Origin of the sequence: Kribbella sp. NPDC050281 (assembly GCF_040655855.1) — a bacterium.
Taxonomy (GTDB): Bacteria; Actinomycetota; Actinomycetes; order Propionibacteriales; family Kribbellaceae; genus Kribbella.
In genome coordinates this window covers 1-16425 of sequence record NZ_JBFAKS010000024.1, presented here as the reverse complement: position 1 = coordinate 16425, position 16425 = coordinate 1, and the positions used below count along the sequence as shown (strand labels likewise).

The window sequence follows — 16425 nt, the reverse complement described above, 5'->3', positions numbered from 1 at the left end:
CAGACATTGAGCAGGCAGAGTCTCACCAAGGCGCATGCCAAGATCACCGAACTCTCGTGGGAGCCCACCTTCGCCACTCCGGCGACCCGGTTCGGGACTGACTACACCTTCGAGAAGGCGCCGAAGAAGGACCCGCTGAAGCAGATCATGCGGTCCTACTTCCCGATGGAGGAGGAGAAGGACAACCGCGTGTACGGCGCCATGGACGGCGCCATCCGCGGAAACATGTTCCGCCAGGTCCAGCAGCGCTGGCTGGAGTGGCAGAAGCTGTTCCTCAGCATCATCCCGTTCCCGGAGATCTCCGCGGCCCGGGCGATGCCGATGGCGATCGACGCCGTACCGAACCCGGAGATCCACAACGGGCTCGCGGTGCAGATGATCGACGAGGTCCGGCACTCGACGATCCAGATGAACCTCAAGAAGCTGTACATGAACAACTACATCGACCCGGCCGGGTTCGACATGACCGAGAAGGCGTTCGCGAACAACTACGCGGGCACCATCGGCCGGCAGTTCGGTGAGGGGTTCATCACCGGTGACGCGATCACCGCGGCGAACATCTACCTGACCGTGGTGGCCGAGACGGCCTTCACCAACACGCTGTTCGTGGCCATGCCGGACGAGGCCGCGGCCAACGGCGACTACCTGCTGCCGACGGTCTTCCACTCGGTCCAGTCCGACGAGTCGCGGCACATCAGCAACGGGTACTCGATCCTGCTGATGGCGCTGGCCGACGAGCGCAACCGGCCGCTGCTCGAGCGCGACCTGCGGTACGCGTGGTGGAACAACCACTGTGTCGTGGACGCGGCCATCGGCACGTTCATCGAGTACGGCACGAAGGACCGCCGTAAGGACCGTGAGAGCTATGCGGAGATGTGGCGCCGGTGGATCTACGACGACTACTACCGCAGCTACCTGCTGCCGCTGGAGAAGTACGGACTCACCATCCCGCACGACCTGGTCGAAGAGGCCTGGAAGCGGATCGTGGACAAGGGTTACGTGCACGAGGTGGCGCGGTTCTTCGCCACCGGCTGGCCGGTCAACTACTGGCGGATCGACGCCATGACCGACAAGGACTTCGAGTGGTTCGAGGACAAGTACCCGGGCTGGTACTCGAAGTACGGCAAGTGGTGGGAGAACTACAACCGGCTGGCCTACCCGGGCCGGAACAAGCCGATCGCGTTCGAGGACGTCGGCTACCAGTACCCGCACCGCTGCTGGACCTGCATGGTGCCGGCGCTGATCCACGAGGACATGGTGACCGAGAAGGTCGACGGCCAGTGGCGCACCTACTGCTCCGAGACGTGCTACTGGACCGACGCGGTCGCGTTCCGCGGTGAGTACGACGGCCGGCCGACCCCGAACATGGGCCGCCTGACCGGCTTCCGCGAATGGGAGACGCTGCACCACGGCAAGGACCTGGCCGACATCGTCTCCGACCTCGGGTACGTCCGGGACGACGGCAAGACCCTGATCGGTCAGCCGCACCTGGACCTGGACGACCCGAAGAAGATGTGGACCCTCGACGACGTTCGCGGCAACACGTTCAACAGCCCCAACGTGCTGCTGAACGAGATGACCGACGCCGAGCGCGAGGCGCACATCGCGGCGTACAAGGCGAACGGCACCAAGGCCGTCGCCTGACCCCACCGAACCGGCTGGTGGCGGCGCGGGGATGAGCGTCGCCACCAGTCGTTCCACCCGAGCGTGAGGAGGCCCCGACGTGGCCGACACCCACCGGATCCGCTTCGAACCGGTCGACATCGAGATGGACGTCACCGAGGACGACAAGATCCTCGACGCGGCGTTCCGGCAGGGCATCCACCTGATGCACGGCTGCAAGGAGGGGCAGTGCTCCGCCTGCAAGTCGTACGTGCTGGAGGGCGACCTGCAGATGGAGCGCTACTCGACCTTCGCCTGCAACGACGCCGAAGTTGCCGAGGGCTACGTGCTGCTGTGCCGGGCACACGCCTTCAGTGACTGCACGATCGAGCTGCTCAACTTCGACGAGGAGGAGCTGCTCGGCGGGGTCCCGATCCAGACGCTGAGCGCCCGGGTGGTGGCGATCGAGCCGGTCACCCGGGACATCGTCTCGCTCCGGCTGAAGGCCGAGCGGGCGTTCGAGTTCAAGCCGGGCCAGTACGCCGACATCACCATCCCCGGCACCGACGACCACCGATCGTTCTCGATGGCGACCACCCAGTCGACGCCGGACGACCTCGAGTTCCTGATCAAGAAGTACCCGGGCGGCCGGTTCTCGGCCCTGTTGGACGGCGAGCTGGCGGTCGGCGACGAACTGTCGCTGACCGGGCCGTACGGCTCGTCCACGCTGAAGGACGGCCACGTACTGCCGGTCGTCTGCGTGGCCGGCGGGGCCGGGATGGCGCCCATCCTGTCCATCCTCCGGCACCTGCGGGAGACCGGCAGCACCCGTCCGGTCCGGTTCTACTACGGCGCCCGGACGGCGGGCGACCTGTTCTACCTCGACGCGATCCAGGAGCTCGGCGCGGAACTGGCCGGCTTCGAGTTCGTGGCCTGCCTGTCCGAGTCGGCCGCGGATGCGGACGGTCTCGTGGTCGAGGAGGGCAACGTCACCGACATCGTCGAGCGGCGGGAGGCGGAGCTGCACCGCAGCGAGGTCTACCTGTGCGGTCCGCCGCCGATGGTCGACGCCGCCTTGGCGTTGCTGGAGGCAACCAACGTGCCGAAGGACCAGGTCTTCTACGACAAGTTCACCAGCCCAGCGACTACCGATGGAGTCTGAGATGGAGCAAACCAAGCACCGCAGTTTCCCCAAGATCGAGTTCACCGACTCCGAGGCGGGGGCGCTGGAGTTCCCGAGCTCGAAGAGCCGGTCGTACAACTACTACAAGCCGGCCAAGCTGCGGGCGACGATGTACGAGGACGTCACCGTCGACGTCCAGCCGGACCCCGAGCGGCACCTGACGCAGGGCTGGATCTACGGGTTCGGCGACGGCCCCGGCGGCTACCCGAAGGAGTGGACCGCCGCGAAGTCGTCGAACTGGCACGCCTTCCTCGACCCGAACGAGGAGTGGAACCAGACGATCTACCGGAACAACTCCGCGGTCGTCCGTCAGGTCGACCTGGGCCTGCAGAACGCCAAGCGGGCCAGGGCGTACGACGCCTGGAACCCGGCCTGGCTGAAGTTCGTCGAACGCAACCTCGGTGCCTGGATGCACGCCGAGAACGGCCTGGCGCTGCACGTCTTCACCAGCATCCAGCGGTCCGGCCCGACGAACATGATCAACACCGCGGTGGCCGTCAACGCCGCCCACAAGATGCGTTTCGCCCAGGACCTGGCCCTGTTCAACCTCGACCTTGCCGAGGCCGAGGTGGAGTTCGACGGCGCCGCCCACAAGGAGGTCTGGCAGAGCGCCCCGGAGTGGCAGCCGACGCGTGAGGTGGTCGAGCGACTGACCGCCGTCGGCGACTGGTGCGAGTTGCTGTTCGCCACGAACATCGTGTTCGAGCAGCTGGTCGGCTCGCTGTTCCGGACCGAGCTGGTGATGCAGATCGCGGCCCGCAACGGCGACTACCTGACCCCGACCATCGTCGGCACCGGCGAGCACGACTACGATCGCGACCTCGCCTACACCCGCAACCTGTTCCGCCTGCTGACCCGCGACGAGCAGTACGGCGAGACCAACAAGGTGCTGTTCGGCGAGTGGCTGGCGACCTGGGTGCCGCGCTGCATCGCTGCCGCGCAGGCCCTGCAGCCGATCTGGTCGCAGCCGGCCGACAAGTCCGTCACGTTCGCGGACAGCCTGGACGCGGCCAAGCAGAAGTTCCGTTCCCTGCTCGAGGACCTCGGGCTGGACATTCCGAAGGAGCTGGACAAGTGAGCATGCAGTTCGGATCTGCCGCCGAGTTCTCCAACAAGACCGGTGTGACCCTGATGAACACCCCCGTCGGCCGGGTCGTCGCCCAGGTGATGGGCGCCAAGGACGGCGTCGAGCTGACCGAGTACCCGTCGATGATCCGGGTCGACGGGACCGGCGTACTCGACTTCGACTACGCCGAACTGACCGACGCGCTCGGCTCGGAGTTCGACGGCTCGGTGTTCGAGGAGATCAGCTCCACCCACTACGGCCGGATGGTCCACCTCGACGACAAGACCCTCCTGTTCGCCAGCCCCGAGGACGCCGCCGAATACATCGGCTTCGACCTGACCGCGCACTAACACGCTGTGCCGCTCCGGTCCGGGGCCTGGCCCGCGCCCGGACCGGAGCTCATCCCGAGATCAGACCCACGAAGCGAGGACGTCATGTACGAGAAGAACGGCGAGAAGTACTACGTGGTCGACGCGCACGTACACATCTGGGACGGCCGCGAGTCGAACCTGAAGAACGTGCACGGCAAGCAGTTCATCGACTGCTTCTACGACTACCACCGCAACCTCAGCCCGGAAGACGTGGTGTGGGACTACGACACCTACACGTACTACGGCGGCGACCGGTTGATGAAGGACGTCTTCGACGACGGGTACGCCGACCACGCGATCTTCCAGGCCACGCTGCTCAGCGATTTCTACAAGAACGGGTTCGGCCAGACCGAGGAGGCGTTCGGGCTGGCGTCCAAGCACCCGGACAAGCTGACCTACAACCACGCCTACGACCCGCGCAACGGCGAGGAGGGTCTGGAGCAGCTCCGGCGGGACGCCGAGCGGATGAACCTCAAGGGCGTGAAGCTCTACACCGCCGAGTGGCACGGTGACTCGCGCGGTTACAAGCTCGACGACCCGTGGTCGCGCCGGTACCTGGAGGAGTGCCTGAAGCTCGGGATCAAGAACATCCATGTGCACAAGGGCCCCACGATCCGCCCGCTCGACCGGGACGCGTTCGACGTCGCCGACATCGACAAGGTCGCGACCGACTACCTGGACCTGAACTTCATCGTCGAGCACGTCGGCCTGCCCCGGCTGGAGGACTTCTGCTGGATCGCCACCCAGGAGTCCAACGTGTACGGCGGTCTCGCGGTGGCCATGCCGTTCGTGCACGCCCGGCCGAAGTACTTCGCGCAGATCATCGGCGAACTGCTCTACTGGCTCGGCGAGGACAAGATCCTGTTCGCCAGCGACTACGCGCTCTGGACGCCCCAGTGGCTGGTGGAGAAGTTCGTGGACTTCCAGATCCCCGCGGAGCTGCCGGAGTACGCGCCGATCACGACCGCGCAGAAGAAGAAGATCCTCGGCCTGAACGCGGCCGCGCTGTACGACCTCGACGTACCGCAGGAGCTGCGGCTGCCGACCGATGCCGGTGACACCTCTGTCGAGGTGGCGGCCGGCGCACGCGCATGACGGCCGTCGCGACCTCGGTGGTCGACGACATCGTGGCCGCCTTGGCGACGGTCACGGATCCGGAACTGGACGAACCCATCACAACGCTGGGGTTCGTCCGGTCGATCCGGGTCGACGACACCAAGGTCGTGGTCCATCTGCGGCTGCCGACGTCGTTCTGCTCGCCGAACTTCGCGTACCTGATGGCGTCCGACGCCGTCGACGCGCTCCGGCGCGTCGGCGGCCTGGGACGGGTCGTGGTCCAGCTCGACGATCACCACGACTCGGACAAGATCAACGCCGGCCTGGCCGCCGACGCCGGGTACGTCGGCACGTTCGGTGTCGAGGCGGAGACGAGTCTGGACGAACTGCGCCGGATCTTCCGCCACAAGGCGCATACCGCGGCGATGGAGCGCTGTGCCGAGGCGCTGCTGAAGGGCAGCGGGATGACGGTCGACGATCTCCACGAAGTCACCCTCGCCGATCTGCTGGAAGGTCCGCACAAGGAGGCGTTGCTGCGACGACGGGTCGCGATCGGTCTCGGCGTACATCCGGACGAACCGGTGCTGGTGGACGAGGACGGTGCGCCGCTCGCCGCCGAGGCGGTCCCGTTGCGGCTCCGGTTCGCCAAGGCCGTGCGCATCTCGATCGAGGGAAACTCCCACTTCTGCCGCGGACTGCTCGCGACCCGGTACGCCGACGTGGAGCCCGACGGCATGTCCATCCGAGTCACGAACGCAAGGAGCACGTCATGAGGGCGGTCCAGGTAGTCGGTTACCACACCAAGTTGCAGCTCACCGACATACCCGAACCGGAGATCCAGGGGCCGCTCGACGTGATCGTGAGGATCGGCGGCGCGGGGGTGTGCCGGACCGACCTGCACATCCTCGAAGGGCAGTGGGCCGCGAAGAGCGGCGTCGCGCTGCCGTACACGATCGGCCACGAGAACGCGGGCTGGGTGCACGCCGTCGGCGATGCCGTCACCAACGTCCAGCCGGGCGACAAGGTGATCCTGCATCCACTGATGACCTGCGGACTGTGCCGTGCCTGCCGCTCCGGTGACGACGTGCACTGCGAGAACAGCCGGTTCCCGGGCATCGACACCGACGGCGGGTACGCCGACTACCTGCGGACCACTGCCCGCAGTGTGGTCCGGATCGACGACAGCCTCGAGCCGGCCGACGTAGCCGCACTCGCGGATGCCGGACTGACGGCGTACCACGCGGCGGCCAAGGTGGCCCGGGCGACCCGGCCCGGGGACGTCTGCGTGCTGATCGGAGCAGGCGGTCTTGGCCACATCGGCATCCAGGTATTGAAGGCGATCTCGGCCGCGACCCTGGTCGTGGTCGACCGCAACCCGGCGGCGGTCGAGCTGGCCGTGGCGATCGGAGCCGATCACGGCATTGTTGCCAACGGCACCCAGGTGGAGGACGTACTCGCGCTGACCGGCGGGAAGGGCGCGGAGGCGGTCGTCGACTTCGTCGGCGAAGGCGGCGCCACCTCCGAGGGCGTCCGGATGCTCCGCCGGGCCGGCAACTACTACGTCGTCGGGTACGGCGAGGACCTCGTCGTACCGACGATCGACATCATCTCGACCGAGATCAACTTCGTCGGCAACCTGGTCGGCTCCTACACCGATCTGCAGGAACTGATGGTGCTGGCCGCGCAGGGCAAGGTCGCCCTGCACACCACGAAGTACCCACTCGCCGACTTCCAGCAGGCTCTCGATGACCTCGACGCGGGCAAGGTCCGCGGCCGGGCGATTCTCATCCCGTGACCCGAAAGGTGGTCTGACCATGGCAAAGGAACTGCGGTTCAACGAGGAGGCACGCCGGCTGCTCGAGTCCGGCGTGAACTCGCTCGCCGACGCGATCAAGGTGACGCTCGGCCCGAAGGGGCGCAACGCCGTCCTGGAGAAGCTGACCGGCCCGCCGACCATCACCAACGACGGCGTGACGATCGCGAAGGAGATCCAGCTGCGCGAGCCGTTCGCGAACATGGGCGCCCAGCTGGTGAAGGAGGTCGCGATGAACACCAACGGTGTCGTCGGCGACGGCACCACGACCGCGACCGTGCTGGCGCAGGCGATGGTCCGCGAGGGGCTGCGCGCGGTCGACGCCGGGGCGAACCCGATGCGGGTACGTCGTGGCATCGAGCAGACGGTGCCGGTCGTGGTCGAGACGCTGCGCTCGTGGGCGGCCGAGGTCGGCGGCCCGGACGACCTGCGGCACATCGCGACGCTGGCCGCCAGCGACGACGAGACGATCGGTGAGGTCATCGCCGAGGCGGTCACCCGGGTCGGCCGCAACGGCGTCGTCACCACGGAAGAGTCCGATGCCATCGGTCTGTCGGTCGAGGTCGTGGACGGGATCGAGTTCGACCACGGTTATGTGTCGCTGTACATGGTCACCGACAAGGAGCGGATGGAGGCCGTCTACGAGAACCCGGTCATCCTGCTCACCAACAAGAAGATCTCCCAGGTGCAGGACATCATGCCGACGGTCGAGGCGGCCAAGCGTGCGGACCGGCCGCTCGTCGTACTCGCCGAGGACGTCGACGGTCCGGCGTTGCAACTGCTTGTCGGCGGCAACATGCACAACACGATGCGGTCGGTCGTCGTCCGGGCTCCCGGCTTCGGGCACCGCCGCGTGGCCGAGCTCGAGGACCTCGCGGTGGCTTTGGGCGGTCAGGTCATCGCGACCGACACCGGGTTGGACCTGGCCGAGGTCGCGCTGAACCACCTCGGGTCGTGCGACCGGATCACGATCACCGAGGACCGGACGACGATCGTCGGCGGTCACGGCGACGCGAACCTGGTGGACGCGCGGCTGACCCAGCTGGAGACGCAGTTCGAGCGGGCCAGGATCGACGCCGACCGGGACAACCTGCAGCTGCGGATGGCCCGGCTGTCCGGGCGGGTGGCTGTCATCCAGGTGGGCGGCGCGACGAGCGTCGAGCGCAAGGAGCGGATGCTGCGGGTCGAGGACTCGCTGGCCGCGACCCGCGCCGCGGTCGAAGAGGGCGTGGTGGCCGGCGGAGGTACGGCGCTCGTCCAGGCACAGGAGGCAGTGTCACGGGTCGAGCTGACCGGTGACGCCGCGGTCGGCCGCGAGGTCGTCCGGCGGGCGTTGCCCGAGCCGCTGCGATGGATCGCGATCAACGCGGGGTACGACGGTGACGAGGTCGTCGCCAAGGTCGCGAGCCAGCCGCTCGGCACCGGCTTCAACGCGCTCACCGGCCAGTACGCCGACATGTTCGACGAAGGTGTGATGGACCCGCTCAAGGTCACCCGGGCAGCGCTGGAAAGTGCGGCGTCGATCGCGGCGCTCCTGATCACCACCGAGACCGCGGTCGTCGAGGAGATCCTCGGCAACCCCGGTGCGATCATGGCCCCCGGCTTCGGCGACCTGGCCGAAGGCATGGTCCGTCCGTCCAACATCTACTGAGTCATGACCGAGCCGACCAGTCTGCAGCTGCACGCCGCGGCCCGCACCCTTGGGCTGCTCGTCGCGCCCGTGCGGCTGCACCTGGTCTGGCTCGCCACCAACGGCGAGTACGACGTGGGCACGCTGGCCGATCGCGCCGGCGTCAGCATCACCACGGCCAGCCAACACCTCGCCAAACTCCGCCTGGCCGGTCTCATCTCGCTGCGTCGGGAGGGCAGGCGCCACATCTACACCGTCGACGATCCGCACATCGTGGCCCTGGTCGACCAGATCCTCGCCCACATCGCCCCCGACGGCACACTCGCGCCCGACCCACCCCTCCGCCTCAGAGCCTGAACGCGACCCGCCCGCTGGCGGGTTATTTCGTCGCTGGCGGCAAACAACCGGTCATCGGGCAAACAACCCGCCGGTGGTCAACCTGTTGGCGAGGCGCCCAGACATGGCACCGCCGGCTCGAGCGGAAGGTTCGAGCCGGCGGGCGGTGAGGGGTCAGCCGACCGACGGGCCGAGACCCAGGGACTGAGGTGTGCTGGAGTCGGGGGAGGGCTGGTGCAGCCCTTCGTCCAGAGCGCCGTACTCGGTCATCAGGGCCGCGCTGCCGCCCCACGGTGTCTGCTCCTCGGCGACCAATGTGTTGGTGGTGAGCAGCAGGCCGGCGACCGAGGCGCCGTTCTGTAGTGCTGAGCGGGCAACGCGGAGGGGATCGACGATCCCCATGTCGAGCATGTTGCCGTACTTGCCTTCGAGCGCGTCGAAGCCTTCGTCGACTCCGAGCTGCGAGGTCCGTTCCAGGACCTCCGCGCCGTTGTAGCCGGCGTTCGCGGCGATCAGGTACGCCGGTTCGCGCAGCGCCCGCCGGACGATCTTCACACCGGTGGCGTAGTCGTCCTTGACGTCGAGACTGTCGAGCGCCGACTCCGCATGGAGCAGGGCCATCCCGCCACCGGCGACGATGCCCTCGGCCATCGCGGCGCGGGTCGCCGACAATGCGTCCTCGACCCGGTGCTGCAGTTCCTTCAGCTCGGCCGGCGTCGGGGCACCGACCCGGATCACCGCGACCCTGCCGGACAATGCACCGATCCGCTCGGTGAGAACGTCCTCGTCGACCCCGAACGTCGCCCGCTCCAACTCGGCACGCAACTGCGTGATCCGGAACTCGACGTCCTTCTCGTGCCCGGACTCGGCGACGATCGCCGTACGGTCCGCGGTCACCCTGACCTGGTCCGCCCGGCCGAGCTGCTCGAGCCGCATCGTCTCGAGGGTGAAACCGGAGTGGCGGCTGTAGACCGCGCCGCCGGTGATCGCCGCGATGTCCTCCAGTTTGTGCAGCCGCCGGTCACCGAAGCCCGGCGCCTTGACCGCCACGCACTGGAAGAGGCGGTTCACGTGGTTGTGCACCAGCATGCTGAGCGCGGTGCCCTCGAGGTTCTCCGCGAGGATCACCAGCGGCTTCGGTTCCCGCATGATCTTGTCCAGCAGCGGCATGATCTCCTGCACCTTGGTGATCTTCTCGCTGCACAACAGGATGTAGGGGTCGTCCAGCACGGCCTGCAGGCTGCCGGGATCCGTGACCATGTACGGCGACAGGTAGCCGTTGTCGAACTCGAAGCCCTCGACGAAGTCGACCCGCATGCCGTGCGCGGCCGACTCCTCGATGGTGACGATGCCGCCGTCGCCGACGGTGTAGAGGGCGTTCGCGATGACGGCGCCGACCATGTCGTCGTCGTTGGCCGAGATGGCCGCGACCCGGGCGAAGTCGTGCTCGGTGGCGACCGGGTGCGCCACCTCGCGGAGCCGCTCCACCAACCGGGCCACGGCCATGTCGATGCCGCGCTTCACCAGCACCGGGTTCCCGCCGGTGCTGATCGCGGCCATGCCCTCGCGGATGATCGCCTGGGCGATCACGGTCGCCGTGGTGGTTCCGTCGCCGACGATGTCGTTGGTCTTGATCGCGGCTTCCTTGACCAGCTGGGCGCCCATGTTCTCGAACTGGTTCTTCAGATGGATCTCCCGGGCGATGGTCACGCCGTCGTTGGTGACCACCGGCGATCCGGTGATCTTCTCCAGGATCACGTTGCGGCCCTTCGGGCCCAGGGTCGATTTCACCGCGTCCGCCAGCTGGTCCACTCCGGACAGCAGCAGGTCGCGGGCCTGCTCACCGAATCGCAGTTCCTTGGCCATCAGAGCCCTCCCGGTCGGTCGTGACTTACGGAACGAGGATCGCGCGGCCGCGGACCCGGCCGGCGTCGAGATCGGCGACCGCATCGACGGCCGCGTCCAGCGGGTAGGTCCTGGTGTGCAGGGTGACCTTCCCGGCCTGGGCGAGCGCCATCAGCTCGGCCAGTTCGTTGAACGTGCCGACGATGTTGCCGATGATGTTGCGCTCGGTCGAGATGATGTCGAGGGTCGGGATCTGGACCTGGCCGCCGTACCCGATGACGAAGTACGAACCGGCCGGTGCGGTCATCGCGAAGCCGTCCTGCTCCGCACCCTGTTCGGCGACGAAGTCGAGTACGACGTTCGCGCCGACGCCGCCGGTCAGGTCGAGGACCGTCTCCACCTGTTTGCCGTCGGCAACCACTGTCTGATCGGCGCCGAGCTGCTCGGCCAGCTTCAGGGCCTCCGGGTTGCGGTCGACGACGATGATCCTGGTCGCGGTGAGCGCGGCCAGGCACTGGATCCCGATGTGCCCGAGACCGCCGGCACCGATCACGACGCACGTCGTGCCGGGCGGGAGGAGCGGGATCGCCTTGCGGACCGCGTGGTACGCCGTGATGCCGGCATCGGCCAGCGCCGCGACGTCCTGGGGCCGGGTGCTCGGGTCGAGCTTCACGCAGGCACGCGCCGACGTGAGCAGGTACTCCGCCATGCCGCCGTCGCTGTCGAGACCCGGGAAACTGCTCTGCGCGCAGTGCATGTCGTTGCCGGCCCGGCAGGCGGCGCAGAGTCCGCAGGTCGGGGTCGGGTGCAGGATGACCGTGTCACCGACCTGGACGTTGGTCACCGCCGAACCGATCTCGTGCACCCAGCCGGCGTTCTCGTGGCCGATCGTGTACGGCAGGGCCGGGTGCATCGCTTCGGCCCACTGGCCTTCGATGATGTGCAGGTCGGTGCGGCACACCCCGGCGCCGCCGATCTTGACGATGACGTCCAGCGGGCCCTTGACGACCGGTTCCGGTACGTCGTCGATGACCGGCTGCTGGTGGTATCCGTGCAGTCGAACGGCCTTCATCCCTACTCCTCCTCGCCGACGCCGGCTTCGGCGTACCGGTGGCGCAGCATTCCCCTGCAGATGCCGGTGTTGGCCTCGATCCCGGTCCGGGTGACGCGGGCCAACCCGAGATGCCTCGTCGCCTCGGCACCGGTGATGGGGGAGCCGGTGCCGGGGTCGACGAGGAGCGGAGCGGAGGGATCGGTGCGCAGCCCGAGTTCGGCCCGCCGCCGCAGCAGCCGCTCCAATTCGGCAGACGCGGGGACGTCGCCGAGTGTCATCGTGGCGAGCCGGGCCGGATCGGCGCCGGCGGCCCGCAGCGGCCGGCACACCTGGTCCGTCCCGGCCAGCATCGCCTTGGTCACGAAGGTCCGGCGCAGCTCGTCGAGCTCGCCGTCCGCCTCGCCCGTGAACGAGGCGGCGAATCCGGCCCGAGCCGCCACCCCGGCGTTGATCTGGTCGGACGCGAAGTGGTCCACGAGCGCGACGTCGACACCGCGGACGCCGGGCAGGGCGGCGACCACGTCGTACGCGTCGGCGACCATCAGGAAGGCGAAGTTGGGCGCACAGAAGTACGTCGGCAGCCGCAACCGCACCACGACGTCACCGGCGGCCGACACGACGCAGGTGGACACGAAACCCAGCGTCGTGATCGGCTCGTCCAGCTCCGGATCCCGGACCGCGTCCAGCGCGGTCAGGACCCGGGACTTCTCCCCAGTCACCGCCGTCATTACTGGGTGACCAGCTTGGCGTCGTCCTGCGCGGCCGGCTCCGCCTCCTTGAGCTGGAGCTCGTCGGGGACCTTGAGGTCGTACAGCTTCGCAGCGTTCAGGCCCAGGATCTTCTTCTTGCCCTCCACTCCGAGTCGTGGGTAGTCGGAGAACTCGTCGCCGTCGGGGAACTCCCAGTCGACGAAGCCCTCGATCTGCCACTTCGGCTCCCAGATGCCGTAGTCGCTGCCGAAGGTCATCTTGTCCTCGCCGACCCAGAACAGCAGCTCGCCCATCACCTTCGCGAAGAACCGCGGCCGGGCGTGCATCAGGCCGCCGATGACGACCGACAGGCCGGCGTACACGTTGGGTTCCTGGGTCGCCATGAAGCAGAAGTCCTCGATCCGCGGCAGTCCCACGTGCTCGACGATGAAGTTGAGCTCGGGGAAGTCGGTCGCGGCGTGATCCACGTCGGAGACGTCGAACGCGTCCTTGTCCAGCGGCCAGATCGTGGGGCCCTTGTGGACATGGATGTTCTTGATCCCGAACTCCTGCGCCTTCTCCAGATAGCGGTACGCCGCGGGGTCGGTCAGCTTGTAACCCCGGGAACCGGCGTTCCACTCGGCGGTGTAGAGCTTGACGCCGCGCGAGCCGTACCGGTCGACGTTGGCCTTCAGTTCCTCGATCCCGATGTCGCCGTCGCGCGGGTCGAACCGGGTGTTGTGGACGAACATGCCTGGGTGCTTCTCACCCAGCGCCGCGTTCCTCTCGGTGGTGTTGAATCCTTCGGTGTACCACTCCTTCAGGTACGTCGGCTGGAACACCGCGACGTCCACGTAGCCGTCCTCGAAGACGTCCTTCATCAGGTCGTCCTCGGAGTACTTCATGAACTTCTCGATGGTCCAGTGGGTCTCCTTCGGCGCGAGGCTCTGATAGGCGTGGAAACACTCGATCCAGCCCTTCGCGTACTGCTCGGCGCCTGGCACCCAGTTGTCCGGCGAGGCGTCCCAGTAGTGCATGTGACTGTCGACGACGAAGTACTTCTGACCGTCCTTCTCGTACATCCGGCCCTCCTCTTTTTACTTGGAAGCCGACAGGTCGAACCCGATGTATTCGGCCGCGTCCTCTGGATTGGCGAACATGATCGTCCGGTCGTCGAGGTGGACCATGCGCCCGTAGTGGGTCGACATGTTCTCCTCGAACTCGGCCTGGTCGAAGTACCCGGGCTCCTCACCGAGCGCCTCGGAGATGTCGTCGTAGATGAACTCCATCTTGCCGACCGCGTCGACGCGGATCATCGAGGGCAGCGGCGTCACCGTGACGTTGTCCAGCCCTCTCATCACGTCGGCGACGACCGCCCCGACCTGGTTGTTCATCAGCGTGACGCCGCACCGGTTGGATGCGGTGTTGTCCGACTTGAAGGGGCTCTCGACGACTGCCTTGAGCGTGGTCACTGTGCCAACTCCTTCGGTTCCTCGAGACCCAGCGAGGTGACGATGCCGCTGAAGCGGCTCTTGACGCGGTCGAGTCCGTCCTCGAACCGTGGTGGTTTCGCGTCCGGCTGCGACCACAGCGGCTGCAGTGTGCGGGCCGCCGACAGGGCCAGCGAGACCCAGTTCGACGTCCAGTCCTGCATGATCGCCTTGTTGTGGTCGGCGAACTCGCGGTCATTGGTGAGCAGCTCGAACATCGCCGTGGTGTAGCGCAGGTCGCGCTCGGCGAAGTCGTACTCGGCGGCGCCGATCACGGTGGGGGTGACGAAGTCGCCGTTGCGGGGTGCGGCCTGCTGGACCAGCTGGCTGCGGAACAGCTCGCCGACCAGTGGCTCGAACACGACGTTCGCGGCGAAGATCGCCTCGCACCAGTCGTCGATCGCGGTCAGCCGCTCGGCGACGTCCCGGACGCCCTGCCAGGCCGGGTCGGACTTCCAGGTCTCCAGGTGCGCGCTGCCGTCGAACCCTTCGAGCTCCTCGGACAGGGTCAGGTTGTAGAGCGCGAGATCCTGCGCGGCCCGGATCCGGTGCATGCTGTTCACCGAGATCGCGTTGTTGTGCATGTTGGTCGGCGCGCGCCGGTTCGCGTTCGCGTACAGGTACAGGCCGAGACCGTGGTCGACGTGCATCCAGGCACCGATGTGCTGCTCGACGAAGCGGACCCAGTTGGTGTTCCACTGCTCGAAGGCCTTCGACTGCTTGGCGGCCTCGACGTTCTGGGTGACCTGGCGGACGACGTTGGAGTTGTAGCGGTAGAGCGTGAGCTCCCATTCCTCGTTCGGGTCGCGGAACTCGTGCCAGCCGGTGGCCGGCCACTCCTTGACGAGCATGCCGCCGCTGCCCGGTCCGCGCTGGGGTGAGGGCTTGTCCGAGCCCCACGCCTTCAGTGCGGTCCATTCCAGCGGGTAGCCGCCTTGTCCGTCGGCGAACCCGTAGAGCCAGCCCTGGGTGAGGTAGTGCCGCGGATCCGGCTGCACCTCGACCGTGACGTCTTCGTAGTGGCTCTGCTTGCGCTTCTGCGGCTGGTAGTAGTTGTACCGCCGTGAACTCGAGTCCGGGAACACACGCGCGCCCGCTTCGGCGTCGGTGAAGACCGGTTTCGGCACGCTCCGCTCGGTCGGGGAGTCTTGTGTGGTGGTCATCGGCTCTCTGCCTCCAGCACCTTCGGGTCGCCGGCGTCGCCGGTCGTGGTGAACTTGTCGTAGTAGATGTGCTTCGTGACGACGCCCAGCCCTTCGAGCAGCGGGATCGCGGCCTCCACCATCGGTGGTGGACCGCAGACATAGGCGTCGGCTCCGGCCAGATCCGGTTCGTGCCGGCGGACGACGTCGGTGATCAGACCGACCTCGCCGTCCCACTCGGCGTCCTCGGCCGGCTCGGACAGCGCCGGTACGTACTTGAACCCCGGCAGGACCTCCTGCAGCGCCCGGAGCTCCTCGTCGAAGCACAGATCCAGGTGGGTCCGGGCTCCGTAGTAGTAGGTCGCCGGCCGGTCGATCCCGCGCTCGGCCATCGAGCGCAGCAGCGACAGGATCGGTGCCATCCCGGCGCCACCGCCGACGAAGACGATCCGGGCGCCCGGATTGTCCCGCAGGGTGAAGACCCCGAACGGCCCGCTCAGCTGCAGCCGGTCGCCGACGTTGAGCCGGGTGTCGAGGAACTCCGAGAAGACTCCGCCGGGATAGACCTTGATCACGAACTCCAGTTGCCCGGAGTCGCGGCTGGTCGTGTTCGCCATCGAGAACGATCGGCTGGCCTCGCTGTCCGGGACCAGGATGTCGACGTACTGACCGGGGAAGAACTTGAGCTCGCCCGGGTCGGTCAGGCGCAGGACGAGATGACGCAGGTCGTGGGTGACCGGGGTGATCGCGACCACCTCCGCGACCCGGTCCTGGATCGGCAGCCCGGACCGGATCATGTCCTCGTCGTAGTTCAGCAGCTCGATGGTCAGGTCCTCGTACGGATGAGCCCGGCACAACAGCGTGTAGCCCTCGTCCAGTTCGTACTCGGGCAGCGCGAACGTCGAGTAGCGGTCCAGCTCGATGTCCTCGCCGTCCAGGACGAACGACTTGCAGGACGAGCACTGGCCCTCCTTGCAGCCGTGCATGAGCATCACGCCCTGCTCGGCCGCCGCGCGCAGGATCGTCTGATCCTCGTCGACCTCGATCTCGATGCCGACGGGCTCGAACCTCACGACATGCTTATCGCCCATGGTTCCTGACGTCTCTGCGGGGACGGACCGGGGCGGGCGGACACGGGGTGCCCGCCC

At 67.4% G+C, this 16425-nt stretch carries 16 protein-coding genes; 9 read left to right on the top strand and 7 right to left on the bottom strand.

Features of this window, described 5'->3' with window-relative positions:
• Positions 1-6: 6 nt before the first annotated feature.
• The 9 genes from AB0I34_RS24900 to AB0I34_RS24860 all read left to right on the top strand — a co-directional run bounded on the left by AB0I34_RS24900 (position 7) and on the right by AB0I34_RS24860 (position 9078).
• Positions 7-1644 (top strand): methane monooxygenase, encoded by a 1638-nt coding sequence (locus tag AB0I34_RS24900; protein WP_131515078.1) that lies wholly within the window; start codon positions 7-9, stop codon positions 1642-1644.
• A gap of 79 nt (positions 1645-1723) precedes the next feature.
• Positions 1724-2764, top strand: a complete 1041-nt coding sequence (locus tag AB0I34_RS24895) for an FAD-binding oxidoreductase (RefSeq protein ID WP_360449016.1) — start codon at positions 1724-1726, stop codon at positions 2762-2764.
• Between the two features lies 1 nt (position 2765).
• Complete coding sequence (locus AB0I34_RS24890; RefSeq protein WP_360449013.1) at positions 2766-3863, top strand: aromatic/alkene monooxygenase hydroxylase subunit beta; 1098 nt, start codon at positions 2766-2768, stop codon at positions 3861-3863.
• Positions 3864-3865: 2 nt separating this feature from the next.
• Positions 3866-4201, top strand: coding sequence for a propane 2-monooxygenase effector subunit MimD (gene mimD, locus AB0I34_RS24885; protein WP_360449304.1), 336 nt, complete (start codon positions 3866-3868; stop codon positions 4199-4201).
• Between the two features lie 84 nt (positions 4202-4285).
• The gene (locus tag AB0I34_RS24880; protein ID WP_360449011.1) at positions 4286-5317 is read left to right on the top strand and encodes an amidohydrolase family protein; all 1032 of its coding nucleotides are present in this window, start codon (positions 4286-4288) and stop codon (positions 5315-5317) included.
• The gene (locus AB0I34_RS24875) at positions 5314-6051 is read left to right on the top strand and encodes an iron-sulfur cluster assembly protein (RefSeq protein ID WP_360449008.1); all 738 of its coding nucleotides are present in this window, start codon (positions 5314-5316) and stop codon (positions 6049-6051) included. The genes AB0I34_RS24880 and AB0I34_RS24875 overlap by 4 nt, the downstream gene beginning before the upstream one ends.
• Entirely contained in the window at positions 6048-7073 is a 1026-nt protein-coding gene (locus AB0I34_RS24870) for an NAD(P)-dependent alcohol dehydrogenase (protein WP_360449005.1), read from the top strand. Before AB0I34_RS24875 ends, AB0I34_RS24870 begins: the two co-directional genes overlap by 4 nt.
• A gap of 19 nt (positions 7074-7092) precedes the next feature.
• Positions 7093-8742 (top strand): chaperonin GroEL, encoded by a 1650-nt coding sequence (gene groL, locus AB0I34_RS24865; protein ID WP_360449003.1) that lies wholly within the window; start codon positions 7093-7095, stop codon positions 8740-8742.
• A 3-nt stretch (positions 8743-8745) separates the two neighbouring features.
• A complete protein-coding gene (locus AB0I34_RS24860) occupies positions 8746-9078 on the top strand; it encodes a metalloregulator ArsR/SmtB family transcription factor (RefSeq protein ID WP_360449001.1) in 333 nt (110 codons plus the stop codon).
• A 153-nt stretch (positions 9079-9231) separates the two neighbouring features.
• Here the strand turns inward: AB0I34_RS24860 and groL (AB0I34_RS24855) are convergent, their stop codons facing one another.
• The 7 genes from groL (AB0I34_RS24855) to AB0I34_RS24825 are packed head-to-tail and all read right to left on the bottom strand — an operon-like array spanning position 9232 to position 16350.
• A complete protein-coding gene (gene groL / locus AB0I34_RS24855; protein WP_360449302.1) occupies positions 9232-10926 on the bottom strand; it encodes a chaperonin GroEL in 1695 nt (564 codons plus the stop codon).
• A 22-nt stretch (positions 10927-10948) separates the two neighbouring features.
• The gene (locus AB0I34_RS24850; RefSeq protein ID WP_360448999.1) at positions 10949-11974 is read right to left on the bottom strand and encodes an NAD(P)-dependent alcohol dehydrogenase; all 1026 of its coding nucleotides are present in this window, start codon (positions 11972-11974) and stop codon (positions 10949-10951) included.
• Between the two features lie 2 nt (positions 11975-11976).
• A complete protein-coding gene (locus tag AB0I34_RS24845; protein ID WP_360448997.1) occupies positions 11977-12684 on the bottom strand; it encodes an iron-sulfur cluster assembly protein in 708 nt (235 codons plus the stop codon).
• On the bottom strand, positions 12684-13727 hold the full coding sequence (locus tag AB0I34_RS24840; protein ID WP_360448995.1) for an amidohydrolase family protein: 1044 nt from the start codon (positions 13725-13727) through the stop codon (positions 12684-12686). Before AB0I34_RS24840 ends, AB0I34_RS24845 begins: the two co-directional genes overlap by 1 nt.
• Before the next feature lie 15 nt (positions 13728-13742).
• Complete coding sequence (mimD, locus tag AB0I34_RS24835) at positions 13743-14117, bottom strand: propane 2-monooxygenase effector subunit MimD (protein ID WP_360448993.1); 375 nt, start codon at positions 14115-14117, stop codon at positions 13743-13745.
• On the bottom strand, positions 14114-15298 hold the full coding sequence (locus AB0I34_RS24830) for a hypothetical protein (protein WP_360448991.1): 1185 nt from the start codon (positions 15296-15298) through the stop codon (positions 14114-14116). Before AB0I34_RS24830 ends, mimD (AB0I34_RS24835) begins: the two co-directional genes overlap by 4 nt.
• Positions 15295-16350 (bottom strand): 2Fe-2S iron-sulfur cluster binding domain-containing protein, encoded by a 1056-nt coding sequence (locus AB0I34_RS24825; protein WP_360448988.1) that lies wholly within the window; start codon positions 16348-16350, stop codon positions 15295-15297. Before AB0I34_RS24825 ends, AB0I34_RS24830 begins: the two co-directional genes overlap by 4 nt.
• Positions 16351-16425 lie beyond the last annotated feature (75 nt).

Coding starts and splice junctions, on each gene's coding strand:
- AB0I34_RS24850 (WP_360448999.1), bottom strand. CDS start 11,974: ATGAAGGCCGTTCGACTGCACGGATACCACCAGCAGCCGGTCATCGAC.
- mimD (WP_360449304.1), top strand. CDS start 3,866: ATGCAGTTCGGATCTGCCGCCGAGTTCTCCAACAAGACCGGTGTGACC.
- groL (WP_360449003.1), top strand. CDS start 7,093: ATGGCAAAGGAACTGCGGTTCAACGAGGAGGCACGCCGGCTGCTCGAG.
- AB0I34_RS24880 (WP_360449011.1), top strand. CDS start 4,286: ATGTACGAGAAGAACGGCGAGAAGTACTACGTGGTCGACGCGCACGTA.
- AB0I34_RS24870 (WP_360449005.1), top strand. CDS start 6,048: ATGAGGGCGGTCCAGGTAGTCGGTTACCACACCAAGTTGCAGCTCACC.
- AB0I34_RS24875 (WP_360449008.1), top strand. CDS start 5,314: ATGACGGCCGTCGCGACCTCGGTGGTCGACGACATCGTGGCCGCCTTG.
- AB0I34_RS24890 (WP_360449013.1), top strand. CDS start 2,766: ATGGAGCAAACCAAGCACCGCAGTTTCCCCAAGATCGAGTTCACCGAC.
- AB0I34_RS24840 (WP_360448995.1), bottom strand. CDS start 13,727: ATGTACGAGAAGGACGGTCAGAAGTACTTCGTCGTCGACAGTCACATG.
- AB0I34_RS24830 (WP_360448991.1), bottom strand. CDS start 15,298: ATGACCACCACACAAGACTCCCCGACCGAGCGGAGCGTGCCGAAACCG.
- AB0I34_RS24845 (WP_360448997.1), bottom strand. CDS start 12,684: ATGACGGCGGTGACTGGGGAGAAGTCCCGGGTCCTGACCGCGCTGGAC.
- AB0I34_RS24860 (WP_360449001.1), top strand. CDS start 8,746: ATGACCGAGCCGACCAGTCTGCAGCTGCACGCCGCGGCCCGCACCCTT.